28 protein-coding genes and 1 pseudogene are annotated in these 25,118 nt (G+C 65.7%); 13 read left to right on the top strand and 16 right to left on the bottom strand.

Annotation, left to right across the window (positions count from 1 at the left end):
* Positions 1-2: 2 nt before the first annotated feature.
* Both AABA51_RS02340 and AABA51_RS02335 read right to left on the bottom strand, forming a co-directional pair.
* Positions 3-299 (bottom strand): H-NS histone family protein, encoded by a 297-nt coding sequence (locus AABA51_RS02340; protein WP_338274030.1) that lies wholly within the window; start codon positions 297-299, stop codon positions 3-5.
* Positions 300-439: 140 nt separating this feature from the next.
* Positions 440-2,407 carry a protein meaA gene (locus tag AABA51_RS02335; protein ID WP_338274029.1) on the bottom strand — a complete coding sequence of 656 codons (1,968 nt, stop codon included), beginning with the start codon at positions 2,405-2,407 and terminating at the stop codon, positions 440-442.
* Between the two features lie 150 nt (positions 2,408-2,557).
* On the opposite strand from AABA51_RS02335, the gene AABA51_RS02330 reads away from it, so the two are divergent.
* Genes AABA51_RS02330 through AABA51_RS02290 form a run of 9 tightly spaced genes read left to right on the top strand, consistent with a single transcriptional unit; the run spans position 2,558 to position 10,487 of the window.
* On the top strand, positions 2,558-3,499 hold the full coding sequence (locus tag AABA51_RS02330) for an ABC transporter permease (protein WP_338274026.1): 942 nt from the start codon (positions 2,558-2,560) through the stop codon (positions 3,497-3,499).
* Between the two features lie 4 nt (positions 3,500-3,503).
* The gene (locus tag AABA51_RS02325; RefSeq protein WP_425328831.1) at positions 3,504-4,328 is read left to right on the top strand and encodes an ABC transporter permease; all 825 of its coding nucleotides are present in this window, start codon (positions 3,504-3,506) and stop codon (positions 4,326-4,328) included.
* A gap of 58 nt (positions 4,329-4,386) precedes the next feature.
* Positions 4,387-5,964 (top strand): ABC transporter ATP-binding protein, encoded by a 1,578-nt coding sequence (locus tag AABA51_RS02320; RefSeq protein ID WP_338274024.1) that lies wholly within the window; start codon positions 4,387-4,389, stop codon positions 5,962-5,964.
* Positions 5,961-7,406, top strand: coding sequence for an aldehyde dehydrogenase family protein (locus AABA51_RS02315; RefSeq protein ID WP_338274022.1), 1,446 nt, complete (start codon positions 5,961-5,963; stop codon positions 7,404-7,406). Before AABA51_RS02320 ends, AABA51_RS02315 begins: the two co-directional genes overlap by 4 nt.
* 59 nt (positions 7,407-7,465) lie before the next feature.
* The gene (locus AABA51_RS02310; protein ID WP_338274020.1) at positions 7,466-8,002 is read left to right on the top strand and encodes a hypothetical protein; all 537 of its coding nucleotides are present in this window, start codon (positions 7,466-7,468) and stop codon (positions 8,000-8,002) included.
* A 4-nt stretch (positions 8,003-8,006) separates the two neighbouring features.
* Positions 8,007-8,417 (top strand): acyl-CoA thioesterase, encoded by a 411-nt coding sequence (locus tag AABA51_RS02305; protein WP_338274018.1) that lies wholly within the window; start codon positions 8,007-8,009, stop codon positions 8,415-8,417.
* Positions 8,414-9,154: a glucose 1-dehydrogenase gene (locus tag AABA51_RS02300; protein WP_338274016.1), complete on the top strand. Its 741-nt coding sequence runs from the start codon at positions 8,414-8,416 to the stop codon at positions 9,152-9,154. The genes AABA51_RS02305 and AABA51_RS02300 overlap by 4 nt, the downstream gene beginning before the upstream one ends.
* A complete protein-coding gene (locus AABA51_RS02295) occupies positions 9,151-9,501 on the top strand; it encodes a hypothetical protein (protein ID WP_338274015.1) in 351 nt (116 codons plus the stop codon). Before AABA51_RS02300 ends, AABA51_RS02295 begins: the two co-directional genes overlap by 4 nt.
* On the top strand, positions 9,498-10,487 hold the full coding sequence (locus AABA51_RS02290) for a P1 family peptidase (RefSeq protein ID WP_425328830.1): 990 nt from the start codon (positions 9,498-9,500) through the stop codon (positions 10,485-10,487). The genes AABA51_RS02295 and AABA51_RS02290 overlap by 4 nt, the downstream gene beginning before the upstream one ends.
* A gap of 149 nt (positions 10,488-10,636) precedes the next feature.
* Here the strand turns inward: AABA51_RS02290 and AABA51_RS02285 are convergent, their stop codons facing one another.
* From AABA51_RS02285 to AABA51_RS02265, 5 genes are all read right to left on the bottom strand, one after another.
* Positions 10,637-11,209, bottom strand: a complete 573-nt coding sequence (locus tag AABA51_RS02285) for a F0F1 ATP synthase subunit B (RefSeq protein ID WP_338276391.1) — start codon at positions 11,207-11,209, stop codon at positions 10,637-10,639.
* A 6-nt stretch (positions 11,210-11,215) separates the two neighbouring features.
* The gene (locus tag AABA51_RS02280; protein WP_338274012.1) at positions 11,216-11,761 is read right to left on the bottom strand and encodes a F0F1 ATP synthase subunit B'; all 546 of its coding nucleotides are present in this window, start codon (positions 11,759-11,761) and stop codon (positions 11,216-11,218) included.
* Positions 11,762-11,850: 89 nt separating this feature from the next.
* Positions 11,851-12,087 carry a F0F1 ATP synthase subunit C gene (locus tag AABA51_RS02275; RefSeq protein WP_011453893.1) on the bottom strand — a complete coding sequence of 79 codons (237 nt, stop codon included), beginning with the start codon at positions 12,085-12,087 and terminating at the stop codon, positions 11,851-11,853.
* Between the two features lie 67 nt (positions 12,088-12,154).
* Positions 12,155-12,907, bottom strand: a complete 753-nt coding sequence (locus AABA51_RS02270) for a F0F1 ATP synthase subunit A (RefSeq protein ID WP_338276389.1) — start codon at positions 12,905-12,907, stop codon at positions 12,155-12,157.
* 100 nt (positions 12,908-13,007) lie between these two features.
* Entirely contained in the window at positions 13,008-13,346 is a 339-nt protein-coding gene (locus AABA51_RS02265) for an AtpZ/AtpI family protein (RefSeq protein ID WP_338274006.1), read from the bottom strand.
* A 230-nt stretch (positions 13,347-13,576) separates the two neighbouring features.
* Between AABA51_RS02265 and AABA51_RS02260 the strand changes: the two genes are divergently transcribed.
* Entirely contained in the window at positions 13,577-13,915 is a 339-nt protein-coding gene (locus AABA51_RS02260; RefSeq protein ID WP_338274004.1) for an ArsR/SmtB family transcription factor, read from the top strand.
* A 157-nt stretch (positions 13,916-14,072) separates the two neighbouring features.
* Here the strand turns inward: AABA51_RS02260 and AABA51_RS02255 are convergent, their stop codons facing one another.
* Both AABA51_RS02255 and AABA51_RS02250 read right to left on the bottom strand, forming a co-directional pair.
* Entirely contained in the window at positions 14,073-14,924 is an 852-nt protein-coding gene (locus tag AABA51_RS02255) for a DMT family transporter (RefSeq protein WP_338276388.1), read from the bottom strand.
* A gap of 47 nt (positions 14,925-14,971) precedes the next feature.
* Positions 14,972-15,862 (bottom strand): LysR family transcriptional regulator, encoded by an 891-nt coding sequence (locus tag AABA51_RS02250; RefSeq protein ID WP_338274002.1) that lies wholly within the window; start codon positions 15,860-15,862, stop codon positions 14,972-14,974.
* Positions 15,863-16,169: 307 nt separating this feature from the next.
* On the opposite strand from AABA51_RS02250, the gene AABA51_RS02245 reads away from it, so the two are divergent.
* On the top strand, positions 16,170-18,050 hold the full coding sequence (locus AABA51_RS02245) for a heavy metal translocating P-type ATPase (RefSeq protein ID WP_338274000.1): 1,881 nt from the start codon (positions 16,170-16,172) through the stop codon (positions 18,048-18,050).
* A gap of 93 nt (positions 18,051-18,143) precedes the next feature.
* Here the strand turns inward: AABA51_RS02245 and AABA51_RS02240 are convergent, their stop codons facing one another.
* Genes AABA51_RS02240 through AABA51_RS02220 form a run of 5 tightly spaced genes read right to left on the bottom strand, consistent with a single transcriptional unit; the run spans position 18,144 to position 21,637 of the window.
* Positions 18,144-18,770, bottom strand: a complete 627-nt coding sequence (locus tag AABA51_RS02240) for a 3-oxoacid CoA-transferase subunit B (protein ID WP_338273998.1) — start codon at positions 18,768-18,770, stop codon at positions 18,144-18,146.
* Entirely contained in the window at positions 18,771-19,475 is a 705-nt protein-coding gene (locus tag AABA51_RS02235; RefSeq protein WP_338273996.1) for a CoA transferase subunit A, read from the bottom strand.
* Complete coding sequence (locus tag AABA51_RS02230) at positions 19,472-20,326, bottom strand: 3-keto-5-aminohexanoate cleavage protein (RefSeq protein ID WP_338273993.1); 855 nt, start codon at positions 20,324-20,326, stop codon at positions 19,472-19,474. Before AABA51_RS02230 ends, AABA51_RS02235 begins: the two co-directional genes overlap by 4 nt.
* A gap of 13 nt (positions 20,327-20,339) precedes the next feature.
* Positions 20,340-21,197: an alpha/beta fold hydrolase gene (locus tag AABA51_RS02225; protein ID WP_338273991.1), complete on the bottom strand. Its 858-nt coding sequence runs from the start codon at positions 21,195-21,197 to the stop codon at positions 20,340-20,342.
* Positions 21,194-21,637 carry a hypothetical protein gene (locus AABA51_RS02220; RefSeq protein ID WP_338273988.1) on the bottom strand — a complete coding sequence of 148 codons (444 nt, stop codon included), beginning with the start codon at positions 21,635-21,637 and terminating at the stop codon, positions 21,194-21,196. Before AABA51_RS02220 ends, AABA51_RS02225 begins: the two co-directional genes overlap by 4 nt.
* A 198-nt stretch (positions 21,638-21,835) precedes the next feature.
* On the opposite strand from AABA51_RS02220, the gene AABA51_RS02215 reads away from it, so the two are divergent.
* A complete protein-coding gene (locus AABA51_RS02215) occupies positions 21,836-22,711 on the top strand; it encodes a dioxygenase (RefSeq protein WP_338273986.1) in 876 nt (291 codons plus the stop codon).
* 94 nt (positions 22,712-22,805) lie between these two features.
* Complete coding sequence (locus AABA51_RS02210; protein WP_338273984.1) at positions 22,806-23,696, top strand: LysR family transcriptional regulator; 891 nt, start codon at positions 22,806-22,808, stop codon at positions 23,694-23,696.
* 38 nt (positions 23,697-23,734) lie between these two features.
* Here the strand turns inward: AABA51_RS02210 and AABA51_RS02205 are convergent, their stop codons facing one another.
* Both AABA51_RS02205 and AABA51_RS02200 read right to left on the bottom strand, forming a co-directional pair.
* A complete protein-coding gene (locus tag AABA51_RS02205) occupies positions 23,735-24,433 on the bottom strand; it encodes an ABC transporter ATP-binding protein (RefSeq protein ID WP_338273983.1) in 699 nt (232 codons plus the stop codon).
* A pseudogene (locus tag AABA51_RS02200) lies at positions 24,426-25,109 on the bottom strand (ABC transporter ATP-binding protein); the annotation flags it as partial. The pseudogene AABA51_RS02200 and the gene AABA51_RS02205, both read right to left, overlap by 8 nt.
* Positions 25,110-25,118: the final 9 nt, after the last annotated feature.

Genomic DNA, 25,118 nt, shown 5'->3' with positions numbered 1-25,118 from the left:
TGTCAGATGGCCATGGTGTCGAGCGATTTGCCCGCAGCCAGCGCCTCTTTCACCCATGCGGGCTGGCGGCCACGGCCGGTCCAGGTCTGCGAGGGATCGGCGGGATTGGCGTATTTTGCCACGCCTTTCGCGGTGGTTTTGCCGGTTGCCTTGCCCCCGATCAGCTCCTCGAGGGTGAAACCATGGGTCCGCGCGGTTTCGCGAACAGCCGCCAAAGCATCCGCCTTGCGCTTTTTCTCATAGCCTTTGATCGCGGCTTCCACTTCTTTTTGATACGCCTGCAACTCGTCGAGCGACATGTTTTCGATGGCTTTTGCCATTACCTTGGTCCCTTTTGCACGTAAGTATGCGGCCTAGAAATGCACGAGGGTCATTTCAAAGGCAAGAGAATAAGCAACCGAAACACTTTCAGCCCGAAAACCGAAATCAGACGTTCAGTCTATTCCGCTGCGATCTGCCCTGGATCGGCAAGGGTCACGATATCCATCATGATCCGGTTCAATTCGAAATCCTTGGGCGTATAGACACGGGCAACGCCGAAGGATTTGAGTTTTTCCGCATCCTCGTCGGGAATGATACCCCCCACCATGACAGGCACGTGATCCATTCCCGCCTCGCGCAGACGTTGCATGACTTCCGCAATAAGAGGGACATGGCTACCCGAAAGGATCGAAAGGCCGATCACATGCGCATCTTCGGCCTTGGCGGAAGCGACGATTTCCTCGGGGGTTAAGCGAATTCCCTCGTAAGATATTTCCATTCCGCAATCGCGGGCGCGGAATGCAATCTGTTCGGCCCCGTTGGAATGGCCATCAAGCCCCGGCTTTCCGACAAGGAATTTCAATCGCCGCCCCAGGCTGTCGCTGACCGCATCCACGGCGGCGCGGATATCCTCCAGCCCTTCGGTCTTGTTCGACATCGCCTTGGATACGCCTGTCGGGCCCCGATATTCGCCGTGCACGGCCCGCATGACGCCCGCCCATTCGCCCGTGGTCACACCGGCCTTTGCCGCCGCGATCGAGGCAGGCATGACATTCTTGCCCGCTTCCGCCGCGGCCCGCAGATCGGCCAGCGCGGCGCGCACCGCACCGGCGTCGCGCGCCTCGCGCCAGGCCTGCAGGCGCGCGATCTGGTCCTGCTCGACGGCCGGATCGACGACCATGATCCCGCCATCCTCGCCCATCAGCGGCGACGGTTCGCTTGCCGTATATTTATTGACGCCGACCACCACCGTTTCGCCGCGCTCGATCCGGTTCACGCGTTCCGCATTGCTTTCGACCAATCGCGCCTTCATGTAATCGATCGCGGCAATCGCCCCACCCATGGCATCCAGATTGGCCAATTCGGCCCGGGCGCCCTGCTTCAATTCCGCCACCTTGGCATCGACTGCCGGATTGCCGTCGAAGAGATCGTGGTATTCCAGAAGGTCGGTTTCAAAGGCCATGATCTGCTGCATCCGCATCGACCATTGCTGATCCCACGGACGCGGCAGGCCCAGCGCCTCGTTCCATGCGGGCAATTGAACCGCACGCGCCCGCGCCTTTTTGGAAAGGGTCACGGCCAACATCTCGATCAGGATACGATAGACGTTGTTTTCCGGCTGCTGCTCGGTCAGGCCCAGGGAATTGACCTGAACCCCATAGCGGAACCGGCGGTATTTCGGATCGGTGACGCCATAACGCTCTTCGCAGATTTCATCCCACAGATCGACGAAAGCGCGCATCTTGCACATCTCGGTGACGAACCGGATGCCCGCATTCACGAAGAAAGAGATACGCCCCACCAGAACCGGGAAATCCTCGGCCGGAACGCGCGGGCGCAATTCATCCAGCACCGCAATGGCGGTCGCAAGCGCAAAGGCCAGTTCCTGTTCCGGTGTCGCGCCCGCCTCTTGCAGGTGATAGGAACACACGTTCATCGGGTTCCATTTCGGCACGTTGGTATAGCAGTATTCCGCCACATCCGCGATCATCGCCAAACTGGGTTTGGGCGGGCTGATATAGGTGCCCCGGCTCAGGTATTCCTTGATCAGGTCGTTTTGGACCGTGCCCTGCAATTGCCGCGTATCGGCCCCCTGTTCCTCGGCCACCGCGATATAGAGCGCCAAAAGCCACGGCGCCGTCGCGTTGATCGTCATCGAGGTATTCATCTGCTCCAGCGGGATCTGGTCGAACAGCGTCCGCATATCCCCCAGATGGCAGATCGGTACGCCCACCTTGCCGACCTCGCCCCGCGCCAGCACATGGTCGCTGTCATAGCCCGTCTGCGTCGGCAGATCGAAGGCCACCGAAAGCCCCGTCTGCCCCTTGGCCAGGTTCCCGCGATAGAGCGCATTCGATGCCTTGGCCGTGGAATGGCCCGCATAGGTGCGGATGAGCCAGGGTTTGTCGCGCGTCGGGGCGGTCATGGGCAGGCTCCTGTCGTCAATTCGGCAATAAGATTTCGTCAGGGCGTGTATATTGAGAATATTGTGACCCTGTCAATTCGCTGCGATGCGGCACGAGGACCCTGCAACTGCCCTCTGGCCCAAGGGATCGACGCGCAGTAGCGTGCCCCCATGGTTCGATACCTTCTCACCCGTGCCCTGTCCCTCGGCCTCAGCCTGATCGTGGCGAGCGTGGTGATATTCGCCCTGATCGAGGTCATTCCCGGCGATCCCGCCTCCTACATGATGGGGCTGAACGCGACGCCCGAAAACCTTGCTGCGCTGCGTGCCGAGCTTGGCCTGACCGGTTCGCCGGTCGCGCGCTATCTCGACTGGGTGGGGGGCATGGTCACGGGGGATTTCGGAACTTCCTATACCTACCGCGTGCCGGTCGCCGATCTGGTGGTCGACCGTATCGGGGTGTCGCTGCCGCTTGCGATCTATGCGCTGACCCTCTCGACCCTCATCGCTTTTCCCGTGGGCATGATCGCCGCCGCGCGCCGGGGCACATGGGCCGATCACGGAATCATGGGGGCCACGCAACTGGGCATCGCCATCCCGAATTTCTGGTTCGCCATGCTGCTCGTGCTCTTGTTCGCCGTCACGCTGCGCTGGTTCTCGGCGGGGGGCTTTCCGGGCTGGTCTGACCCTTTGGCCGCGATCAAGGCGCTGACCCTGCCCGCCATCGCCCTTGCCCTGCCCCAAGCCTCGATCCTCGCGCGGGTCATGCGCTCGGCGCTCCTTGATACGCTGGATCAGGATTACATCCGCACCGCCCGCGCCAAGGGCCTCACGCGCGGCCAGGCCATCCGCCGCCATGCGCTTCGGAATGCGCTGATCCCGGTCCTGACCATCATCGGGCTGCAATTCTCCTTTCTCATCGCGGGCGCGATCATCATCGAGAATGTCTTCTTCCTCCCCGGTCTGGGGCGGCTGATCTTTCAGGGCATCACCCAGCGCGACCTGATCGTGGTGGAATCGGTCACGATGCTTCTGGTCTTTGCCGTGATCCTCGTGACCTTTCTGGTCGATCTGACCTATGCGCTGGTCGATCCGCGCCTGCGTCGGGGATAGGCGAATGACAAGGTTGCCCCTTGCCCTGATCCTTGGCGCGGCCCTGTCTGGCCTGTTCCTGTCGGCCGCGCTCGTGTCGCTGTTCTGGGTGCCCCATGCCATCGACGGGGTCGCCATCGCCAGCCGCCTGCAACCGCCCTCGGGCGCGCATCTCTTGGGCACGGACCATCTGGGGCGCGACATGCTGTCGATGCTGATGGTGGGGGCGCAGACCTCCATCGCGGTGGCGGTTCTGGCCGTGGGGATCGGGGTCTGCCTTGGCGTGCCACTGGGGCTTGCCGCCGCCGCGAACCGGGGCGGCTGGCTGGACGAGATCATCATGCGCGGCAATGACCTGATCTTTGCCTTTCCCTCGCTCGTCATCGCCATCCTGATCACGGCGCGGTACGGCCCGTCGGCCACCAATGCGATCCTTGCCATCGGCATCTTCAACATCCCCGTCTTTGCCCGTGTCGCGCGTGGCGCGGCCCTGCCGATCTGGACGCGCGATTTCATCCGCGCGGCCCAGACGGCGGGCAAGGGGCGCATCCGCATCAGCGCCGAACATATCTTGCCCAATATCCTGAACCTCCTGATCGTTCAGGCCACGATCCAGTTCTCGCTCGGGATCCTGGCCGAGGCGGCGCTGTCCTACGTGGGGCTTGGCGCGCAGCCGCCCACGCCCAGCTGGGGCCGGATGCTGTCGGAGGCGCAGACGATGATCTACACCAACCCGATGCTGGCAGTGCTGCCGGGGCTGGCCATCGTCGGCATGGTGCTGGGGCTGAACCTGATGGGCGACGGGTTGCGCGATGCGCTCGACCCGCGGCTGCGCCGGGGGCGGGCATGATTTTTCGTACGAAAAATCACTGCCCCCGAATTTTCGTACGAAAATTCGGGGGCACGCCATGATCGCGATCGACCGCCTGTCGCTGTCCATCCACGGCACCCCGATCCTGCGCAATGTCACGCTCGGCATCGCGCCGGGCGAGATCATGGGCCTTGTCGGCGAATCGGGTTCGGGAAAATCCATGACGGCCCTGGCGCTCATGGGCCTCTTGCCCCAAGGCGCGCAGACCACGGGTGCAGCGCTGCTCGACGGACAAGACCTCCTGACCCTGCCCGAAGCAGCACTTTGCCAGGTCCGGGGCAACCGGATCGGCATGATCTTTCAGGAGCCGATGACCGCGCTGAACCCGGTGCAGAGCATCGGCGCGCAAGTGGCCGAAACGCTGGTGATCCATGGCCGCGCCACCGGGGCCGAGGCGCGCAGGATCGCCCGCGACCGGCTCGACCGGGTGGGCCTGTCGCGGATCGACCTTGACCGTTACCCGCATGAATTGTCGGGTGGCCAGCGCCAGCGCGTCTGCATCGCGGCGGCCATCGCGCTGAACCCACAGCTCCTGATCGCAGATGAACCCACGACCGCGCTCGATGTCACGACACAGGCCCAGATCCTCGACCTGCTCAAGACCCTCGTGGCCGAGGATGGGCTGTCGCTGCTCCTGATCACCCATGATCTTGCCGTGGTGGCCGACATGGCCGACAGCATCGCCGTGATGCAGGCCGGAGAGATCGTCGAACAGGGCCCGACCGCGCAGGTTCTGGCAGAACGCCGCCATCCCTATACCGCAGCCCTCTTTGCCGCCTCCTCCCATGCGCCCGAGCGCCAGCCGCAGCCCGCGCCCGAGCCGCTTCTGGTGGTCGAACACCTCCACCGGCTCTATCCCGGCCCGCGACAGCTGTTCCGGCGCGGCCCGCCCGTGACCGCCGTCCGCGACGTGAGCTTCACCCTCCACCGGGGTGAAAGCCTCGGCCTTGTGGGCGAATCGGGATGCGGGAAATCGACCCTCACCCGTGCGCTTCTGGGGCTCGACCCGGTGCAGGGCGGCGATATCCGCATCTTCGGCCAGTCGATCCTGCCCCGTATGCCCGACGGAACGCGCGCAGGCGTCCAGGTCGTGTTCCAGGACCCTTACGGCAGCTTCAATCCCCGCTGGCGGGTCGACCGCATCGTGGCCGAACCCTTTCACCTGCTGCCCGACGCGCCCAAAGGCGCGGACCGCCGCGCCCGCGTCGCCGAAGCGCTGCGCGCCGTCCAGCTCTCGCCCGACGACATGGACAAATACCCCCATGAATTCTCGGGCGGTCAGCGCCAGCGCATCGCCATCGCCCGCGCCCTGATCACAAGGCCGAAAATCCTGATCCTCGACGAAGCCGTTTCGGCGCTCGATGTGTCGGTCCGTGCCCGCATCCTCGATCTTCTGGCAGGGTTGCAGGGGCAATTCGGTCTCTCTTATCTCTTCATCTCCCATGACCTGACCGTGGTCCGGGCCATCACCGACCGGGTGCTGGTGATGCAGGCAGGAGAAATCGTCGAAGAGGGTCCGACCGGCACCGTTTTCGACAGCCCCACGCATCCCTATACCCGCCAATTGCTTGCCGCCGCACCACGGCTGCCCCCACAGACGGAGCTTTCCGCATGAAACCTTGGTTCGACCCTTCCCGCGTGTTCATCGGCGGCCAGTGGCAGCCCTGCTCCAGTGGTGAAACCCTGCCCGTCATCGACCCCTCCACCGGGTCCGAGGTTGCGCGCATCGCCCGTGGCGGCGCAGCCGATATCGACGCCGCCGTCACCGCCGCCGAAACGGCGCTCGCAGGCACATGGGGCGCGACACCGGCCTTCGAGCGTGGCCGCATCCTGGCCCGGCTCGGCCAGCTGGTGCTCGACCATATCGACCAACTGGCGGTGATGGAGGCGACGGATGTCGGCAAGCCCCTCACCCAGGCCCGCGCCGACGTGATCGCCCTTGCCCGCTATTGCGAATTCTACGCGGGCGCCGCCGACAAGCTGATGGGCGAAACCATCCCCTTCCAGAACGGCTTCACCGTCTACACGCTCCGCGAACCCCATGGGGTGACGGGCCATATCGTGCCGTGGAACTACCCGATGCAGATCATCGGGCGCTCGGTCGGCGGTGCGCTGGCCGCCGGCAATGCCTGCGTCCTCAAACCGGCCGAGGAGGCGTGCCTGACCGCGCTCGCCTTTGCCGATCTGGCCCATCAGGCGGGCCTGCCCCCCGGCGCGCTGAACGTCGTGCCGGGGCTGGGGCTCGAGGCAGGCGCGGCGCTCACCGCCCATCCGGGCATCCACCACATCTCCTTCACCGGGTCGGTCGCCACGGGTCGCCGGGTGCAGGCGGCGGCGGCCGAAAACGTGGTGCCGGTCACGCTGGAGCTGGGCGGCAAATCCCCGCAACTGGTCTTTGCCGATGCCGATCTCGACGCCGCCCTTCCCTTCCTCGTGAATGCGGGCATCCAGAACGCGGGGCAAACCTGTTCCGCCTCCTCCCGCATCCTCGTGGAAAAATCCCGCTATGCCGAGATCTGCGACCGCATGGCCGAGGCCTATCGCGCGCTGACGACCGGCCCCGCAATGGCCGATCTGCGGACCGGCCCCCTGATCTCGGCCCGCCAGAAGGGCATCGTCGAACGCTACCTGTCCATGGCCGACCCCGCCCATATCCTCGCGCGCGGGCAATTGGCCCCCGACCTGCCCGAGGGGGGGCATTACATCGCGCCCGCCCTCATCGCAGGCCCCGGCCCCGATCACGCCTTGGCGCAAGAGGAAATCTTCGGCCCCGTACAGATCATCCTCCCCTTCGAGGATGAGGAGGACGCGATCCGCATCGCCAACGGCACGGCTTACGGCCTTGTCGCCTCGATCTGGTCGCGCGACGGGGGCCGCCAGATGCGGCTCGCCAAACGGCTGCGCGCGGGTCAGGTCTTTCTCAACAATTACGGCGCTGCGGGCGGCGTGGAACTGCCCTTCGGCGGCACGGGCCTGTCGGGTCATGGCCGCGAAAAGGGGTTCGAGGCGCTTTACGCCTTCACCACCCTCAAGACCGTCGCCGCCCATCACGGCTGAGCCATTTACGCCCCCCGCAGCCGCCGCTAGGCTGCACCCAACCAGATGACGGAGCCGCCATGCCGCTCGGCAAATTCCCCACCTTCTTCCTGCTCATGGCCCTTGCCGCGGCTTCGGCGGCGATCTTCGGGGCGCTCCATAACCAGCTCAGCTATTCGGTCGGCCCGGAGTATTTCGAGGGCGTGAAATTCCCCCAATTCGGCATCCCCGAAACCACAGCCCCCCGCATGGGCGCGGCGCAGGTCGGGGTTCTGGCCAGTTGGTGGATGGGCGCGCTCGTCGGGCTGCCCGCCTTTCTCTATGGCCTGTTCACCGTGCCCAATGCCCGCAGCTACCTTGCCGCAGGGATCGGGGCGATCGGCCTTGTCCTTGTCCTTGCCACCTTTGCAGCCCTTGCGGGGCTTGTCGGCGGCATCGCGGCCGTGACGACAGGCATCCTCGACGATGTCCTGACGCTTCCCCAAGGCATCGACCGGGCCGATTTCCTGCGCGCGGGCTTCATGCATGACGCCAGCTATGTCGCGGGTGGCCTGGGCGCGCTTCTCGCCTTCTGGCCGATGCGCCGCGCCCGCGCCATCGACCTTGCCCGGGCCTGAGGCGATGCAGACGCTCTGCCGCCCCGTCGCCGCCCGCGATTGCGACATCCTCGGCCACATGAACGTGGCGGCCTATGTCGATGCGGTTTCGGATGCGATGTTCATCCTTCAGGGTCTCGCCGGCCTTGACCGCGCGACCATGGCGAGCACCCAACGCTCCTTTGTCGCCGCCCGGCTCGAATGCGATTACCGGGCCGAGATGCTGGCGGGCGATGTGCTCAGCATGGACAGCCGCGTCCTGCATGTCGGCACCAAATCCGCCCGCTTCGCCCATGTGATGACGCGCCTCTCGGATGGCGCGACCGTGTTTACAGCCGAAAACGTCTCGGTCCATTTCGACCTTGGCGCGCGGCGCGCCCTGCCCATCCCCGACGATCTGCGGCAGGCACTCGAACGCTTGAGGGAGACATCATGAGACTCATCGGAAAAACCGCCATCGTCACCGGCGCCGGCTCGGGCTTTGGCGCAGGCATCGCGCGCATCTTCGCCCGCGAAGGGGCGCAGGTCATGGTCGCCGACATCAACACCGCCGCGGCCGAGGCCATCGCCCATGAAATCGGCGGCATCGCCTGCACGGTCGACGTGGCAAACGGCCCCTCCGTCGCCGCCATGGCCAAGGCGGCCCACGACGCATGGGGCAAGATCGACATCCTCGTGAACAATGCGGGCATCACCCATCTGCCCAAACCGATGGAGGATGTGACCGAGGAAGAATTCGACCGCGTGCTCGCCGTGAACGCCAAATCCGTCTACCTGACCGCGCGCGAAATCGTGCCGGGGATGAAGGCGGCAGGCCGCGGCGCGATCCTCAACATCGCCTCCACCGCCGGGCTGTCGCCCCGTCCGCGCCTCAACTGGTACAATGCCTCCAAGGGCTGGATGATCACCGCGACCAAGACCATGGCGGTCGAGCTTGCCCCCGCAGGCGTCCGCGTCAACGCGCTTTGCCCCGTTGCGGGCGAAACACCGCTTCTGAGCAGCTTCATGGGCGAGGATACGCCGGAAATGCGGGCCAAGTTCCTGGCCACCATCCCGCTTGGCCGCTTCTCCACCCCCGATGACATGGGCGAGGCGGCGGCGTTTCTGTGTTCCGATGCCGCCTCCATGATCACCGGGGTCGCGATGGAGGTCGATGGGGGCCGCTGCATATGACGGGCTATACCCGCCACGATCTGCCCTGCGATATCGTGGTCCATGCGGGCCAGTTCGCGGGCCAGCCTGCGGCTTACGCCTATCTGCTCGACCATGGCCCCGATCTGGACCTCGAGCATGTGGAGGTCATCCGCGACCGCCCCGCGACGCGCCTGCGCGCCCGGTTCGATCCCGACACGGCCGATGAAATCGCGGCGGCGGGGGCCGCGTGGAACACGCTGCTCCTGATCTTGCCCGCCGCCTATCCGGACCTCGACTGTCCCCTGCCCGATACACCCGCCCTGCCCTGTCTGGGCACATGGCGCGGGCATGTGCCCCGCATGGTCGCGGATCAGCCCGCGCCATGATCCGTCCCGGCCCCCGAAACCTGATCACCGATGTGCCGGGCCTGCGCGTGGGCAATGCGCGCGACGACAGGATCAAGACCGGCGCGACCGTGCTGGTGGGCGACCGCCCCTTCACCGCCGCCGTCCATGTCATGGGCGGCGCGCCCGGCACGCGGGAAACCGACCTCCTCGCCCCCGACAAGCTGGTGCAGGAGGCTGATGCCCTCGTCCTCTCCGGTGGCTCCGCCTTCGGCCTCGATGCAGCCTCGGGCGTGGCCGATGCCCTGCGGGCAATGGGGCGCGGCTTTCCGGTCGGCACCCAGACGGTGCCCATCGTCCCCGGTGCGATCCTCTTCGACCTCCTGAATGGCGGCGACAAGGATTGGACCGAAAACCCCTACAAAGGCCTCGGCGCCCAGGCGCTTGCCAATGCCGCCGATACCTTTGCCATGGGCTCAGAAGGCGCGGGCACCGGCGCGCTCATCGCGGATCTCAAGGGCGGTCTCGGCTCCGCCTCCGCGATGTGGGAGGGGTATACCGTCGGCGCGCTCGTCGCCGTCAACGCGCTGGGGCGCGTGACCATGGGCGAGAACCCGCATTTCTGGGCCGCCCCTTTCGAGATGGCGGGCGAATTCGGCGGGCTTGGCATGGCCCCCGCCTTCGACCCCCAGGCCATTCCCCCGGTCAAGGGGCACGAGGATCGCAACACCACCATCGCCATCATCGCCACCGATGCCGCCCTGACACAGGCACAGGCGACCCGCATGGCCATCGCCGCCCATGACGGCATGGCCCGCGCGATCTGGCCCAGCCACACGCCCATGGATGGCGACATCGTCTTCGCCGCCGCCACCGGCGCGCGCCCCTTGGCCGATCCGTTGCGCGTGCCGCTCATGCTCGGCCATCTGGCGGCGCTCTGCCTTGCCCGCGCCATCGCACGTGGCGTCCATGCCGCCACGGCCACACCGGGCGACACCAAGCCGACATGGCAGGACCGGTTTGGCTAAAGCATGTCGCGCAAAAGTGGGAACCGGTTTTGCGCTCTCCGGACATGCAACATCAGAAGGTTGGAGAGCGGCGCGTAAACGCGGCGCGCTCCAACAAAAAACCCCGGATCAGCGATCCGGGGTTTTTCCTGTCTTGTTCTGCGCGGCGCTCAGTGCAAGCGGCGCTCGACCTGTGCGATGGCATCGTCGATGAAACCATTGGCCTGCGACGCGCCAAGGCTTTTCGCCAGCGTTTCGGCTGCTGCGGCGATGGCAACCTCGACAGCGCGGTTGCGGACGGACCGCACGGCCTTGTCCTCGGCACTGGCGATCTGGTCTTCGGCTGCGGCCAGACGGCGCGCGATGGATTTCTCCAGATCGGCCCGCGCCTGTGCTGCCGCGGCTTCCGCATCGGCCTTGGCCTGCGCCACGATCCGTTCAGCCAGATCGGCGACTTCACGGCTCTTGCGCTCGTAGGAGGCCAGGAGGCTCTGGGCCTCTTCGCGCAGCGCGCGCGCCTCGTCCAGATCGGCCTTGATGCCTTCGGCCCGCTTGTCGAGCATACCGCCCAGCATCGCGGGCACGTTGAAGTAGAAGATGATGGCCACGAACAGCAGAAAGCCGATCAGGACCACGAAATCGGTATTGCCAAGCGAGGGGGCGAACAACCCGTGGGGCTTGTCCTCGGCGGCAAGCGCCACACCGGGAACAAGGAAAAGGCTCAGCGTCAGAAGCGACTTCATCATGGCTTACCCTTTCACACGCGCCGAAACGGCGCTCGCGATGGCATCGGCATCCACGGATGCGCCCGGTGCGACCGCAGCGGCGATATCGCCCGCGATCGACTTGGCCACATCCTCGATGCTCTGCACCGCACCGGCCTGGATCTCGGCGATGCGTGCTTCGCTTTCGGCAGCCTTGGCGGCGATCTCGGCATCCGCCTTGGCGATGGCCTCGTTCAGATCGGCCTGGATGCCCGCGCGGGTCTCCTCGGCGATCTTCTGCGCTTCGGTGCGCGCATCGGCCAATGCCTTGTTGTAGGCGGCTTCGGCCTCGACGGCCTTCCGCTTCAGATCCTCGGCCGCGGCCAGATCATTGGTCAGCGTCCCCTGCCGCTCGGCCAGAACCGCGGCGATCCGGGGCAGCGCGACGCGGCTCAGGATGAAATAGATGACGACCAGCGTAACCACCAGCCAGAAGATCTGGTTGGGGAAGGTCGCGAAATCGAGCTGCGGCATGCCGGGCCCAGCGGAATGGGCGGCGTCGGCGGCAGCGTGGGCGGCGTCTTCGGCCATTGTCGTCCTCCTGGAACCGGGTCTACCCCGAGGCCCGCGTCAAGCGACGCGAGCCCCGGACGTAAGGATGGTCTCTCGAAGGCCCTGGCTCAGACGGCGAACATCAGCAGCAGAGCGACGAGGAAGGCGAAGATGCCCAGCGCTTCGGCGAATGCGATGCCGATGAACAGCGTGGCGGTCTGACCGGCCGCCGCCGAGGGGTTGCGCAGCGCGCCGGCGAGGAAGTTGCCAGCCACATGGCCCACACCGATGGCAGCTGCGCCCGAGCCGATTGCGGCCAAGCCTGCGCCGATGAACTGGCCCATTTGTGCGATATCGCCTTCCATGATGGTATCTCCTTACGTTGGAAGTTCGAGAAATCCGTAGGGTGGGCAATCCTGCCCACCACCACATTCAGTGATGCGGGTGCAATGCGTCCTTCAGGTAGACGCAGGTGAGGATGGTGAACACATAGGCCTGGATGGCGGACACCAGCACCTCTAGCCCGTAGATTGCCACGACGCCCACGATCGGCGCGATGCCCGCGACCCCCATGGCACCGGCAAAGCCCGCGAAAACCTTGAGAACCGCGTGGCCGGCCATCAGGTTGCCGGCCAGACGGATGGAATGGCTGACAGGGCGGACGAAATAGGAAATCAGCTCGATCACAGCCAAGATCGGCCGCAGCGCCAGCGGCGCCGACGACACCCAGAACAGGCTCAGGAAGCCGACGCCGTTCTTGATGAAACCGACAGCCGTCACGGTCAGGAATACGCACGCCGCCAGAATCGCGGTCACCGCGATATGCGAGGTCGTGGTGAAGCTCGTCGGGATCAGCCCGAGGAAGTTCGCGAACAGGATGAACAGGAACAGCGTGAAGATGTAGGGGAAATACGGCAGCGCATCCTTGCCCGCCACATCCTCGACCATCTTTCGCACGAACCCATAGACCAGTTCCGCCATCGACTGGCTGCGCGACGGGATGACCGCGCGGCCCTTGGTGCCCATGACCATCAGCGCCGCGATGGCGGCAATCGCCAGCCCCATCCACAGCGTCGCATTGGTGGGCGTGTACCAGTGGATCGGACCCTCGCCGAACAGCGGTTTGACCTCGAACTGGTCCATCGGGTGGATCGCAAGGCCGCTGTAGCCATCGGCATAGGCCAGCCCGAACAGAACGGCCGCCACCGCGATCAGGACATAAGCCACCACGCGGCCCTTGCCGCCTGCCGAAGCCGAGGTGTTGGTGCTCTCGGTTGCCACGTCGCTACCCCTTTTCCCGTTCCGCCGCAGCCGTCCCGGCCGCGTCAACCTGCTTGCGCTGGACCTCTTCGGCCGAGCGTATCATCGTCTTGATCCCGGCGATCAGGCCAAGGACCACGAAAATCACCATCAGCCACGGCCCGGTGCCCAAAAGCACGTCCAGCCCGTAACCGATCCCGAACCCGATCCCCAAACCGGCGACCAGCTCGATCACCATCCGCCACGCGACTTGCGCTTGCGAATAATGCTCGCCCATGTGGTGTTCCGGCGCCTCGGCCTTGCGGGCCGCCGCGATCCGGGCTTCCAGAGCCTTCAACCGCTCCGCTTCGTCTGACCCGGACATGAATTGAAACCCCCACGGGAATTCGGGCGGACGCTATGCCGGCCAGAGCCCAGAGTCAACGCACGCCGCAGCGCAGAGAAATTCCGTCAAATAGTTGATTTTGCATGGTCTTATCCAGGTGCGTCAAATCGTTCACTCCCTCCGCGCAGGGCGCACAGGCCCGTTTTGCCGTGACAGGCATATTCAACCGATCGGTTGACGATTGCGCCGGACGGGGTCTACTGGCGCGCATGGCCGCCTCGCTCGACATCGTCTTTGCCGCCCTCGCCGATCCCACGCGGCGCGAGATCCTGCGCATGCTGCTCGAGGATGACATGGCCGTCACCGATGTCGCCCATCCCTTCGAGATGTCGCTCGCCGCGATCTCCAAACACCTCGCCATCCTCGCCACGGCGGGTCTGATCGTTCAGGAAAAACGCGGCCGGGTGAAATGGTGCAAACTCGATCCCGACGCGCTCAAACCGGCCTCTGTCTGGATGCAATCCTTCGGCCAGTTCGAGCCGGTCAACCTCGACGATTTCGAAGCCTTCCTCGAACGCGAACTGGGCTCTGCCCCCACCCCCGAGTAGGGTGCGCCGTGCGCGGCATACCCTTCGCGCCTCACGTCTTTTCTGTCGGGATCGGTGCGCCTGAAGGCACACCCTACACAGTCTTGCCCACCGTCTGGGTAGGGTGCGCCTTCAGGCGCACCAATCAACACTACCCCCGCACAGGGCACACCCCACCCTATTCCTTCAACAACAACCCCAGCGCCAGAACCGTCAACCCGATCCCCCCCAGCACCATCACGGGCGGCATCGGCTGGCCCAGCGCCAATTCCCAGAGCAACACCCAGCTCGGCGTCAGATAGGTATAGGCCATGACCTTGGACGACGGCAGCCGCATCGACGCGAATTGCACAAGGAACACCGTCATCGACGACGCCGCGATGGCCGTATAGCCCAGCGTCACCCAGACCAGCGGGCGCAACCCCGCCCAATCCGTCGCCACGATCTCGGCCCGGCCCCAGATCCCGATGATCACCGCCGTGGCCGACAGCGTCCAGAAGGTGAAGCTCAGGATCGGCTCGCCCCGGTTCAGCACCCGCACCATCGGCGTATAGGCCGCATGCGCCATGCAGCCCCAAAAGAATATCGCCTCCCCCCGCCCGATCTCGAAGGCCATCAGCGCCGACAGATCCGCGCGAAAGATCACCCACAACGCGCCCATCGCCCCCAGCGCCAGCGCCAGCCGGATGCGCGCACCCATGATCTGGCGCAGCAGGATATAGCCGAAGACCCCGCTCATCACCGGCGTCAGCGTGAACACCGCCGCCGCCGACACCGGCGGTGCCGTCTTCAGCCCCACGAACATCGTCACGAAATAGAGCGCGAAAAACCCGCCCAGGATCGCGTAGCGCCAGGGTGCCGCCAAGGCCGCGCGCGTCGCCGCCCCCTCGCCCCGCGCCGCGATGACCACACCCACCACCGCCGCCGATATGGCAAAGCGCACCGCGTTCAGCGCGGCGGGGTCGATCTCGTTGGCCACCTGCCCGCCGAGCGAGAAGGATCCCGCCACAAGCGCCGAAAACGTGAGCATCGCCAGATGCCCGTGCCGCGCCTCCACCGAAAGCTGCGCCCGCGCGGTCACGGCGTATCGACGCCCCAGGTCTTCACCTTGTCCTTCAGGAACCGCACGAAGGTCTGGACCTTGGCCGTCCGGTGCAGGTCCATATGGGTGACCAGCCAGATCCTGGCCGACCAATCCTCCAGCGGCGGCAAGACCTCGACCAGGTTCTCGGTCCCCTCCATCTCCCATGTCGGCAGAAAGCCGATCCCCATCCCAGACACCACGGCCACCTTGCCCGCCATCATCGAGGTCGCCCGGAAATGGATCGAACTGGCCGGAACATGTTCGTTGAGCCACCGGTAATAGGGCGCGCGGGGCGAATCCTCGACCGTGCCGATGAAGCGGTGATCCTCGACATTGCCGCGCTCGAGCGTGCCGAACCGCGCGACATAATCCCTGGACGCCATCAACCGGATCGTCTGCGTGAAGAACGGCTGGACCACGTTGTCGGGCTGATCCGGCAGGGTTCCCGCCCGGATCGCGACATGCGCCTCCCCGTATTCCAGCCGGAACAGCCGGTGATCGGTCATCAACCGGACCCGCAGGTCGGGGTGACGCTCCATGAAATCCCCGATCGCGGGCACGATCAGGGGCGACAGAGCATCGAGCGAGGTCACGATCAACTCGCCCGTCACCTCGTCGCCGCGCCCCTTGATGCGGCCTGCAAGCTGGGTGAACTGGTCATCGGTCTGGGCCGCGACATTGAGCAGATCCTGCCCGGCTTCCGTCGGCGTGTAGCCGCGCGCGTGCCGCTGGAACAGCTTGGCCCCCAGCCGCCCTTCCAGCGCGTCGATATGGCGGATGACGGTGGCGTGATGAACCCCCAGCGCCTCGGCTGCACCCGATACGGTGCCCACCCGCGCGACCTGGTAGGCGGTGCGGATCTCGTCCCAGTGGTCAAAGGACATGTATGTGCGTTCCTCCACAGCCCCCCGGCCCTGACCGGATACTGCGTGCAGCCATGCGAAAACACAAGCCACTGGCCGCCTTGCCCACCCGGAGGCCCTGGGAATACAGGATCCTGTCCAGGGCGATGCACGACCACCGCCGCCGCGACGCGCGGCCTTTGCACCGACAGCCGACCGCGCGGCAGACAGGTCTCGACGCCCCGGCCTTCCGGCGCAATGATGCAGCCAGGCCGCGAAACCCTGGCGCGCGCTGCCGTCCGGCGACCCCGCCCGCGATGATCGCCCAACCCTCGGAGATGTCAGACCCTTGGACCACGTGCAGACCGACCGGCTCAAGACCTTCCTTCTCGGGCTTGCTCTGGCGGCTCTGCTGGCGGGGCTGGGGCTCCATGCCGGCGGCCTGCCCGATCTGGCGCGGATGGTCTGGTTCGCGGGCGTGGTGCCCGTTCTGGCCGCGCTGCTGGTCGAGATCGTCCGCAGCCTCGCACGCGGCGAGATGGGCCTCGACATCGTCGCGGCCCTGTCCATGTCGGCGGCCCTCACCTTCGGCGAGACGCTGGCCGCAGCTGTCGTCGCCGTGATGTATTCGGGCGGCACCTTCCTCGAAAGCTTCGCCGAAGGCCGCGCGCGCCGCGAGATGCGCGATCTTCTCTCCCGCGTGCCGCGCACCGCGACGCGCCACCGCGATGGCGGGCTCGAGGACGTGCCGCTCGACGCCATCGCCCCCGGCGACCGCCTGCTGATCCGGCAGGGCGACGTGGTGCCGGTGGACGGGCGGATCGCCTCTGCCACGGCCTTCGTCGACACGGCGGCGCTGACCGGCGAATCCCTGCCCGTCCGGCTCGCGCACGGGGCCGAGACCATGAGCGGGTCGACCAATGCAGGCGATGCCTTCGACCTCGAGGCCACGCGCGAAGCAAAGGACAGCACCTATGCCGGGATCGTCCGCCTCGTCGAGGCGGCGCAGGCCTCCAAAGCCCCCATGGCGCGGCTGGCCGATCGCTGGTCGCTGGGCTTTCTCGCCGTGACCATCGCCATCGCCCTGGCCGCCTGGTGGCTCTCGGGCGATCCGATCCGCGCCGTCGCCGTGCTCGTCGTGGCCACCCCCTGCCCCCTGATCCTCGCCGTGCCGGTGGCGCTGGTGGCGGGCCTGTCGCGCGCGGCGCATTTCGGCGTGCTCGTCAAAGGCGCCAAACCGCTGGAGGCCATGGCCCGCATCCGCACCCTGATCCTCGACAAGACCGGCACGCTGACCGACGGGCGGCCTCGGATCGTCAGCATCGACAGCCATGACGGCATGGGCGCCGATGACATCCTGCGCTATGCCGCAGCCCTCGATCAGGCCTCCAAGCACCCCGTCGCACAGGCCATCGTGGCGGCGGCAAAGGATCGGGGCCTGAGCCTGCCCCTCCCCCGGGATGTGACCGAAATCCCCGGCGAAGGCGTGATCGGCGTCATCGACGGGCAGCAGGTGATCGTGGGCGGCGAAGGTTTCGTCGCGGGCCGCGCGGGCGGCGTGGCAAGCGATCATCCCGATCTTTTGGCGGGGTCGGTGATGGTGGCCGTGGCGGTCGATGGGCGCATGGCCGGGCATCTGGTCATGTCCGACCCCCTGCGCGAGGGTGCGGCCGGGATGCTGGCAGGCCTCCGGCAACAGGGCGTCGCGCGCATCCTCTTGGCCACCGGCGACCGGGCCGAGGTTGCCGCGCGCGTGACCGAAGGCCTTGGCCTCGACGGCATCCGGGCCAGCCTGACGCCGGACGAAAAGGTGCTGCTGGTCCTGACCGAGCGCAAGAACGGCCCGGTGATGATGGTGGGCGATGGCGTCAACGACGCCCCCGCGCTCGCCGCCGCCGATGTGGGGGTGGCCATGGGCGCGCGGGGGGCTGCGGCCAGTGCCGAGGCGGCGGATGTCGTCTTGCTGGTGGACCGGGTGGACCGCATCGCGCCGGGGATCGAGATCGCCCGCCGGTCCCGCCGCATCGCGCTAGAAAGCGTCGTGGCGGGGATCGGCCTCTCCGTGCTTGGCATGATCGCGGCGGCCTTCGGCTATCTCACGCCGGTGCAGGGCGCGCTGTTGCAAGAAGCGATCGACGTGGCCGTCATCCTGAACGCGCTGCGCGCGCTGCGCATTTCGCCCTTGGGTCTCGCTCCGCCGCAATCCCCGATGCCGCGCCCGGCGACCTGACCGGAACCCGCGCGTTACCGCCCCCCGGATCGACCGCGCGGGCCACTATTTTGCCGGGTTGTCCTCCGCTGAAAACCGCGACCCGCCCTGATGTCACACAAGCGTGGCTTCCGTGGCGGCGCGCAGATCGGCCTCGGTCACGCCATCGGCCAGTTCGAGGATTTTCAGACCACCCTCGACCACCTCCAGCACACCCATGTTCGTGATGATCAGATCCACCACACCGGTGCCCGTCAGGGGCAGGGTGCAGTCCTTCAGAACCTTGCTCTCGCCATGCTTGTTGGCGTGATCCATCACGACGACAACCCGGCCCACGCCCGCGACCAGATCCATCGCGCCGCCCATCCCCTTCACCAGCTTGCCGGGGATCATCCAGTTCGCCAGATCGCCCTTTTCGCTGACTTCCATCGCGCCGAGGATCGCCATGGCGATCTTGCCGCCCCGGATCATGCCAAAGCTTGTCGCGCTGTCGAAATAGGCGGTGTGGGGCAGTTCGGTGATGGTCTGCTTGCCCGCATTGATCAGGTCGGCGTCCTCTTCCCCCTCGATGGGGAAGGGGCCCATGCCCAGCATCCCGTTTTCCGATTGCAGGGTCACGGTCATGCCCTCGGGGATGTAGTTCGACACCAGCGTCGGGATGCCGATGCCAAGGTTCACATACATGCCCTGACGCAGTTCTTTCGCGGCGCGGGCGGCCATCTGGTTACGGTCCCAAGGCATTCAGGCGCCCTCCCTCTGACGGATTGTTCTTTGCTCGATCCGCTTCTCGTGCTGCCCTCGGATCAGGCGATGCACATAGATGCCGGGCAGGTGGATCGTGTCGGGGTCAAGCGATCCCGTCGGCACGATCTCCTCCACCTCCATGATGCAGATCTTTCCGCACATCGCAGCAGGCGGGTTGAAGTTGCGGGCCGTCTTGCGGAACACCGCATTGCCCGTCTCATCCGCTTTCCAAGCCTTGACGATCGACAGATCGGCGAAGATCCCGCGTTCGAGGATGTAATCCTGCCCGTCGAAAGTCTTCACTTCCTTGCCCTCGGCGATGACCGTGCCGACGCCCGTCTTGGTGTAGAAACCGGGAATCCCCGCGCCGCCCGCGCGCATGCGCTCGGCCAGCGTCCCTTGGGGGTTGAATTCCAGCTCCAGCTCTCCGCTCAGATACTGGCGCATGAATTCGGCGTTTTCGCCCACGTAGGACGACATCATCTTCTTGATCTGGCGGGTGGCCAAAAGCTTGCCCAAGCCGAAATCATCGACGCCCGCGTTGTTCGACGCCACGGTCAGATCCTTGACGCCCGATGCCACGATCCCGTCGATCAGCAGTTCCGGAATACCGCAGAGGCCAAAGCCCCCCGCCGCGATCAGCATGCCGTCAAACAGAACACCGTCGAGCGCATCCGCCGCGGAAGCGTAGAGCTTTTTCATGCCGCAACCTCCGCCTTGGCGGGCAGACGCAGGCCAAGGATCTTGCGCGCCTCTTCCCATGTGGCGACGGGGCGTTCGTTCTTGTCGCAGATCTCGACCGCGCGGCGGACGAGGGCGGCGTTGGACGGCGCAAGCCGGTCGCGGTCGAGCCGCACGTTATCCTCCAGCCCCGTGCGCGCATGGCCGCCCGCCGCGATGGCCCATTCGTTGAGGGTCAACTGCTGCTGGCCGATGCCAGCGGCGCACCAAGGCGCGTTGTCGCCGAACAGGCGATGGACGGTCTTGATGTAAAAATCAAAGACCTCCCGATCCACGGGCATGGCGTTCTTCACCCCCATCACGAATTGCACGTAGGGCGTGCCGGCCAACTGGCCCTTGTCGGCCATGTCCTTGGCTTTCAGGATATGGCTGAGGTCGAAGGCCTCGATCTCGGGCTTCACATCGTAGGTCAGCATCTCGGACGCCAGCCAATCCACCAGCTCCGGCGGGTTCTCATAGACCCGCGTGGGGAAATTGTTCGATCCCACCGACAACGACGCCATGTCGGGGCGGAGCGGCAACATCGCCCCCCGCGCCTGACCCGCGCCCGAGCGACCACCGGTCGAGAACTGGATGATCATGCCGGGGCAATGTTTCTCCAAACCTTCCTTGAGCCGCGCGAATTTCTCGGGGTCGGACGAGGGGGTCTGATCGTCGTTCCTGACATGGGCGTGGACGATGGTGGCCCCGGCCTCGAAGGCCTCATGGGTGGATTCCACCTGTTCCGAAACCGTGATCGGCACGGCGGGATTGTTCGCCTTGGTGGGCAGCGAGCCCGTGATGGCCACGCAGATGATGCAGGGATTGGTCATGATCCTTGTCCTTTCAGGCGGCATCGGCGCGCGCCACGGGCATCCGCGCCAACGCATCGAGGAAAAAGGGGCGGAACCCCTCGGGGTGTTCGCTCATCGGGAAATGGCCCAGCTCGTCCATCACCGCGATGCTGGCGCCGGGAATGGCGGCGGCGGTGCGGCGCGCATCCTCGGGCGTGCAGGTCAGGTCATAGGCCCCGACCAACAGATGCACCGGCGTTTTCGACGTATCGATCCGGCACAGGCGCCCGATCAGGCTGTCATCCTTGGTGTAGAAACTCAGATCGCCGCGGAACACGCCCGGCCCGCTCTGCATGAACATCCACAGCGTGTTCCAGCGTTCGACGCGCGGCGCATGGGGCGAGATATTGGCCGATACCAGCGCCGCACCCATTTCGCCGCCATGGGCATCGGGGCGGTGGAACCAGTCGATATCATACCAGGCAGGCTGGAAATCCGACGCCTCGATCGCGATGAAGCCGCTGAATGTCTCGGGGTGGAGGGCTGCCAGTTGCAGCGCGATACGCCCGCCCATGGAACAGCCCGCCAGCACGGGGCGGTCCAGCCCCATCCCATCGACCACGGCCAGAACGGTTTCGATATAGGCCTCTGTTGTCAGCAGGTATTCCTCCACCTCCCAGCCCTCGGGCGGCAGCGATTTGCCATGCCAGGGCATGTCGAAGGCGATCAGGCGATTGCCCGCCGTCACGGCGGCATCGTTCATCAGGTGCCGCCATTGCCGCGTATCGGCCCCCGCCGTGTGCAGGCACAAAACCGGGCGGCCCGCGCCCGCTTCCTCGACATAGATGCGGCGCGGCGCGCCCGCGACGCTGACGGTCAGGTAGCGCCCGGTGATCGGCTCGAAACTCATGCTGCTTTCCCCTCGTCCATGCGGGCCAGACCCATGACCTCCTTGAAGAACCGCAGGTTCTTCACAAGGCACAGGATATCGCCGTCGATCCGCCCCCGCCCGATCTTCACCAGGCCAAAGATGTCGTGAAATCCGGGCTCGGGCCGCGCGCGCCAGAATTCTTCCAGCGCCGCGCCATCGGTGCGCAGCGCGAACCGCCAGGGCGTCTTGCGGCTGGGCCCCTCGGTCACGCTGGCGATGCGGCCTTGATCGAAGCTCAGGTAGATCTCCTGCCCGTCGACCTCGACCAGCACGGTTTCCGAAAACAGCCGCCCGAGGCGCAGCAGGTGAGGGGTCGCGTTCAGGCTTTCCTGAACCTCTTGAAAGGTCGTAAGCACCAAAGCCTCCGGATCTTGCGGACTATCCCCCTCCTCGTGCCATGCCGCCGCCGCCGCCTCCATGCCGGGGCGGGTATGGGCCGATACCCGGACATGGCAAAATCATTCTCACTATGAGATCATCTTGACATGATACGGTATCACCCGATACCGTGGCAGGCATGGGAAGGAGACTGGCATCGGACGCAGGATGTCGGGCAACGGGGGCCGCTGGGCCATCCCCGTGACCCGACGCAACCATGCCAGGAGGAGATTGCAACCATGGGCATCGTCAACGAACAGAACATCACCGACGTCGTGATCGCGAGCCTTGGCAAGCATGGCGACATCACCGACCGTGAGCGCGAGATCGCGACCGCGCTGATCCGCCACCTGCATGGCTTCGTGAAGGACGTGAAGCTGCAGCACCACGAATTCCTCGCCGCCTGCGATTACCTCGCCCGCGCCGGCAAGCTCTGCAACGACAACCGGCAGGAATTCATCTTGCTCGGCGACATCCTGGGCATCGAGGTTCTGGTCGACATGATGACCAACCCCGTCGAAGGCAACGAGAGCGAATCGACGGTTCTGGGCCCCTTCTACCGCGAGAACCCGCCGGTCCTGCCCAAGGGTGCCTCCACCATCCAGAAGCATTACGACAACGAGGAAACCGTCTGGTTCGAAGGCTATATCCGCGACGAAGCCGGCAATGGCATCGCGGGCGTCACGCTCGATGTCTGGGAAGATGCGCCCAACGGCATCTACGAAAACCTCGACCCCGACCAGCCGGAATACAACCTGCGCGGCCGCTTCGAGACGGATGAGAACGGCCATTACGCCTTTGTCGCCGTGCGCCCCGTGCCCTACCCGATCCCCGATGACGAAACCGCGGGCGAGCTCTTGCGCTTCATGGGCCACCACCCCAACCGCCCCGGCCACATGCACTTCATCATCTCGCGCGATGGCTATCGCCCGCTGATCAGCCAGATCTACGACGCCGACAGCAAGTGGCTGGACGAAGACAGCGTCTTCGCCGTCAAGGAAAGCCTTATCGGCAAGTTCAAGCCCGCCGCCAAGGAGCTGGGCACGGACCTGCATTTCACCTTCGACTTCGTGCTCAAGGCAGCGGCCGCCGAACAGGCCGTCGCGGCCGAGTGACCCCCGGACCTCTCCCTGAGACTGGCCCCCGGATTTCCATCCGGGGGCCTTCTTTTTTGGCTATGACGCCCGCAACGCCCAAGGAGGACGCGCGATGAATTTCCGTCAACTGACCTATTTCGTCGCCGTGGCCGAGGAATTGCATTTCGGCCGTGCCGCCGAACGGCTGGACATGGCGCAACCGCCCCTCAGCCGCCAGATCAAGCAGCTGGAGGAAGAACTGGGCGCGATCCTGTTCAACCGGGGCCGCAGCGCGATCACGCTGACCCAGGCGGGCGAACGCCTGCTGGCGCGCGGCAAGTCGATCCTGGCCCAGATGGAAGATACACGGCTCGAGGTGCGGCGGCTCGGCCAGGGGGCCGAGGGGCGCTTGCGCATCGGCTTCGTGGGCTCCGCGACCTTTGGCATCCTGCCCAACATCATCAAATCCTTCCGCGCCAATTACCCCGAGGTGAACCTGTCCCTCATCCCGATGAACAACGCGCAGCTGCACCGCGCGCTCGTCTCGCGCGAGATCGACGTGGCCTTTGCCCGGCCCGCGCTCCAGGACGCCGAATTCGTCACCCGCGAATTGCTCGAGGAAAAGCTGATCCTGGCGCTGCCCGATGTCGTCGATACCGGTGGCCGCACGGTGGCGAAACTGGAACGGCTGCAGACCCACAACCTGATCCTATATCCCGAATATCCCCGCCCCAGTTACGCCGATTTCGTCCTGAATGCCTGCGAGGCGGCGGGGTTCATGGTTCCGATGCGCGTCTGGTGCATGGATCTGCAAACCGCGCTCGGCCTCGTCTCGGTGGGCGAGGGCGTGTGCATCGTGCCCGAATCCGTGGCCAATGCCCCCCGCAAGGGAATGAAATTCCTGCGTATCGAGCCCGAGATCGCGCGCACCGCCCTGTCGGTCAGCTACCGGCTCGACGAACAGGGCGTGCATGTGGCGAATTTCGTGAAACTCGCCCAGAAAGTCGCGCGCAAGATCTTGTAAAAGAATAGGGCGGGGGTCCGGCCCCGCCCCATCATGGATCACACGCCAAGCCAGCGGTGCTGCGCCTCTTCATCGGCGCGGATTTCCGCAGGGCTGCCGGACCAGACCACCTGCCCCTTGCTGACCACGGCCACGTCATCGGCCAGCGATGTGGCAAAGCCGAAATTCTGTTCCACCAGAACCATGGACAGGCCCGCGCGCTTCAGATCCATCAGCTTGTCATGGATCAGCTTGACGATGATCGGGGCCAATCCTTCGGTCGGCTCGTCCAGGATCAACAGGCGCGGGTTCATCAACAGGCCGCGCGCGATGGCCAGCATCTGCTGTTCCCCGCCCGACAATTCCGCGCCGCCGTTCTTCATCCGCTCGCCCAGGCGCGGGAACAGGTCGACCACCCGGTCAAGCGTCCATTCCGCCCCCTTGCCCCCGAACCGGGCCGCCGCGATCTCGAGGTTCTCGCGCACGGTGAGCGACGGAAAGATGTCGCGCGTCTCGGGCACATAGGCGATGCCCGATTTCGCCACGTCAAAGGGCCGGGCAGGCATCGCGCGCCCCTCGAAGGTGATCGCACCGCCCTTGGTCGGCAACAGGCCCATGATGGTCTTGAGCGTCGTCGACTTGCCCGCGCCATTGCGCCCGAGGATGGCAAGAACCCTTCCCTGTTCCGCCCTGAGGCTCAGGCCATGCAGCACCTGCGTTTCGCCATAACCCGACGAGACGGCGTTCAGATCAAGCATCTTCCCAACTCCCCAGATAGATGTCCTTGAGCAGCTTCGATCCACGCGCCTCCTCGGGCAGGCCGTCGAAAACGACCTCGCCGTAATTCAGGACGGTGATCGTGTCGGCCACGGCAAAGGCAAGGTCCATGTCATGTTCGATGATCAAAAGCGTCAGATCGCGCGGCAGGTTGTTCAACAGGTCATGGAACCCCTTGGACATCTCCGGCCCCACGCCGCTTGTCGGCTCGTCCATCAACAGGACCAGCGGACGGGTCGCCAGCGCCACGCCCACCTCCAGCTGGCGGCGCACGCCATAGCTGATTTCCGACACGCGGGCATGCAGGTGGGGCATCAGGTTCACCTGTTCGGCCACCTCGGCCACGGTTTGCCGGATTTCCGGCTGGCGCAGGCTGTCGGACCACAGCCGCGTGGCATGGCCCGTCGGCACGGCGGCGGCCAGCGCCAGGTTTTCCTCGACCGTCAGACCGTCGAACAGCGTGTTCTTCTGGTAGCTCCGCGACAGGCCGCGGCGCGCGCGGCGCGGAACGGACAGCGCCGTCACATCCTCGCCCGCCAGGTGGACGCTGCCGCCATCGGGCGTCAACTCGCCCACCAGCAGGTTGAACAGCGTCGTCTTGCCCGCCCCGTTGGGGCCCAGGATCACCCGCCGCTCGCCACGTTCCAGCTTGAGCGAGACGGACCG

It is taken from the genome of Roseicyclus marinus (assembly GCF_036322625.1).
Lineage (GTDB): Bacteria > Pseudomonadota > Alphaproteobacteria > Rhodobacterales > Rhodobacteraceae > Roseicyclus > Roseicyclus marinus_A.
This window is presented reverse-complemented; position numbering and strand designations above follow the sequence as displayed.

What these genes read in the sequence shown, in the direction of transcription:
- AABA51_RS02265 (WP_338274006.1), bottom strand. Translation starts at nt 13,346, where the DNA reads ATGTCCGGGTCAGACGAAGCGGAGCGGTTGAAGGCTCTGGAAGCCCGG.
- AABA51_RS02210 (WP_338273984.1), top strand. Translation starts at nt 22,806, where the DNA reads ATGAATTTCCGTCAACTGACCTATTTCGTCGCCGTGGCCGAGGAATTG.
- AABA51_RS02290 (WP_425328830.1), top strand. Translation starts at nt 9,498, where the DNA reads ATGATCCGTCCCGGCCCCCGAAACCTGATCACCGATGTGCCGGGCCTG.
- AABA51_RS02225 (WP_338273991.1), bottom strand. Translation starts at nt 21,197, where the DNA reads ATGAGTTTCGAGCCGATCACCGGGCGCTACCTGACCGTCAGCGTCGCG.
- AABA51_RS02315 (WP_338274022.1), top strand. Translation starts at nt 5,961, where the DNA reads ATGAAACCTTGGTTCGACCCTTCCCGCGTGTTCATCGGCGGCCAGTGG.
- AABA51_RS02300 (WP_338274016.1), top strand. Translation starts at nt 8,414, where the DNA reads ATGAGACTCATCGGAAAAACCGCCATCGTCACCGGCGCCGGCTCGGGC.
- AABA51_RS02340 (WP_338274030.1), bottom strand. Translation starts at nt 299, where the DNA reads ATGTCGCTCGACGAGTTGCAGGCGTATCAAAAAGAAGTGGAAGCCGCG.
- AABA51_RS02320 (WP_338274024.1), top strand. Translation starts at nt 4,387, where the DNA reads ATGATCGCGATCGACCGCCTGTCGCTGTCCATCCACGGCACCCCGATC.
- AABA51_RS02275 (WP_011453893.1), bottom strand. Translation starts at nt 12,087, where the DNA reads ATGGAAGGCGATATCGCACAAATGGGCCAGTTCATCGGCGCAGGCTTG.
- AABA51_RS02325 (WP_425328831.1), top strand. Translation starts at nt 3,504, where the DNA reads ATGACAAGGTTGCCCCTTGCCCTGATCCTTGGCGCGGCCCTGTCTGGC.
- AABA51_RS02235 (WP_338273996.1), bottom strand. Translation starts at nt 19,475, where the DNA reads ATGAAAAAGCTCTACGCTTCCGCGGCGGATGCGCTCGACGGTGTTCTG.
- AABA51_RS02285 (WP_338276391.1), bottom strand. Translation starts at nt 11,209, where the DNA reads ATGAAGTCGCTTCTGACGCTGAGCCTTTTCCTTGTTCCCGGTGTGGCG.
- AABA51_RS02310 (WP_338274020.1), top strand. Translation starts at nt 7,466, where the DNA reads ATGCCGCTCGGCAAATTCCCCACCTTCTTCCTGCTCATGGCCCTTGCC.
- AABA51_RS02220 (WP_338273988.1), bottom strand. Translation starts at nt 21,637, where the DNA reads ATGGAGGCGGCGGCGGCGGCATGGCACGAGGAGGGGGATAGTCCGCAA.
- AABA51_RS02280 (WP_338274012.1), bottom strand. Translation starts at nt 11,761, where the DNA reads ATGGCCGAAGACGCCGCCCACGCTGCCGCCGACGCCGCCCATTCCGCT.
- AABA51_RS02240 (WP_338273998.1), bottom strand. Translation starts at nt 18,770, where the DNA reads ATGCCTTGGGACCGTAACCAGATGGCCGCCCGCGCCGCGAAAGAACTG.
- AABA51_RS02250 (WP_338274002.1), bottom strand. Translation starts at nt 15,862, where the DNA reads ATGTCCTTTGACCACTGGGACGAGATCCGCACCGCCTACCAGGTCGCG.
- AABA51_RS02215 (WP_338273986.1), top strand. Translation starts at nt 21,836, where the DNA reads ATGGGCATCGTCAACGAACAGAACATCACCGACGTCGTGATCGCGAGC.
- AABA51_RS02295 (WP_338274015.1), top strand. Translation starts at nt 9,151, where the DNA reads ATGACGGGCTATACCCGCCACGATCTGCCCTGCGATATCGTGGTCCAT.
- AABA51_RS02335 (WP_338274029.1), bottom strand. Translation starts at nt 2,407, where the DNA reads ATGACCGCCCCGACGCGCGACAAACCCTGGCTCATCCGCACCTATGCG.
- AABA51_RS02260 (WP_338274004.1), top strand. Translation starts at nt 13,577, where the DNA reads ATGGCCGCCTCGCTCGACATCGTCTTTGCCGCCCTCGCCGATCCCACG.
- AABA51_RS02330 (WP_338274026.1), top strand. Translation starts at nt 2,558, where the DNA reads ATGGTTCGATACCTTCTCACCCGTGCCCTGTCCCTCGGCCTCAGCCTG.
- AABA51_RS02305 (WP_338274018.1), top strand. Translation starts at nt 8,007, where the DNA reads ATGCAGACGCTCTGCCGCCCCGTCGCCGCCCGCGATTGCGACATCCTC.
- AABA51_RS02255 (WP_338276388.1), bottom strand. Translation starts at nt 14,924, where the DNA reads ATGCTCACGTTTTCGGCGCTTGTGGCGGGATCCTTCTCGCTCGGCGGG.
- AABA51_RS02230 (WP_338273993.1), bottom strand. Translation starts at nt 20,326, where the DNA reads ATGACCAATCCCTGCATCATCTGCGTGGCCATCACGGGCTCGCTGCCC.
- AABA51_RS02205 (WP_338273983.1), bottom strand. Translation starts at nt 24,433, where the DNA reads ATGCTTGATCTGAACGCCGTCTCGTCGGGTTATGGCGAAACGCAGGTG.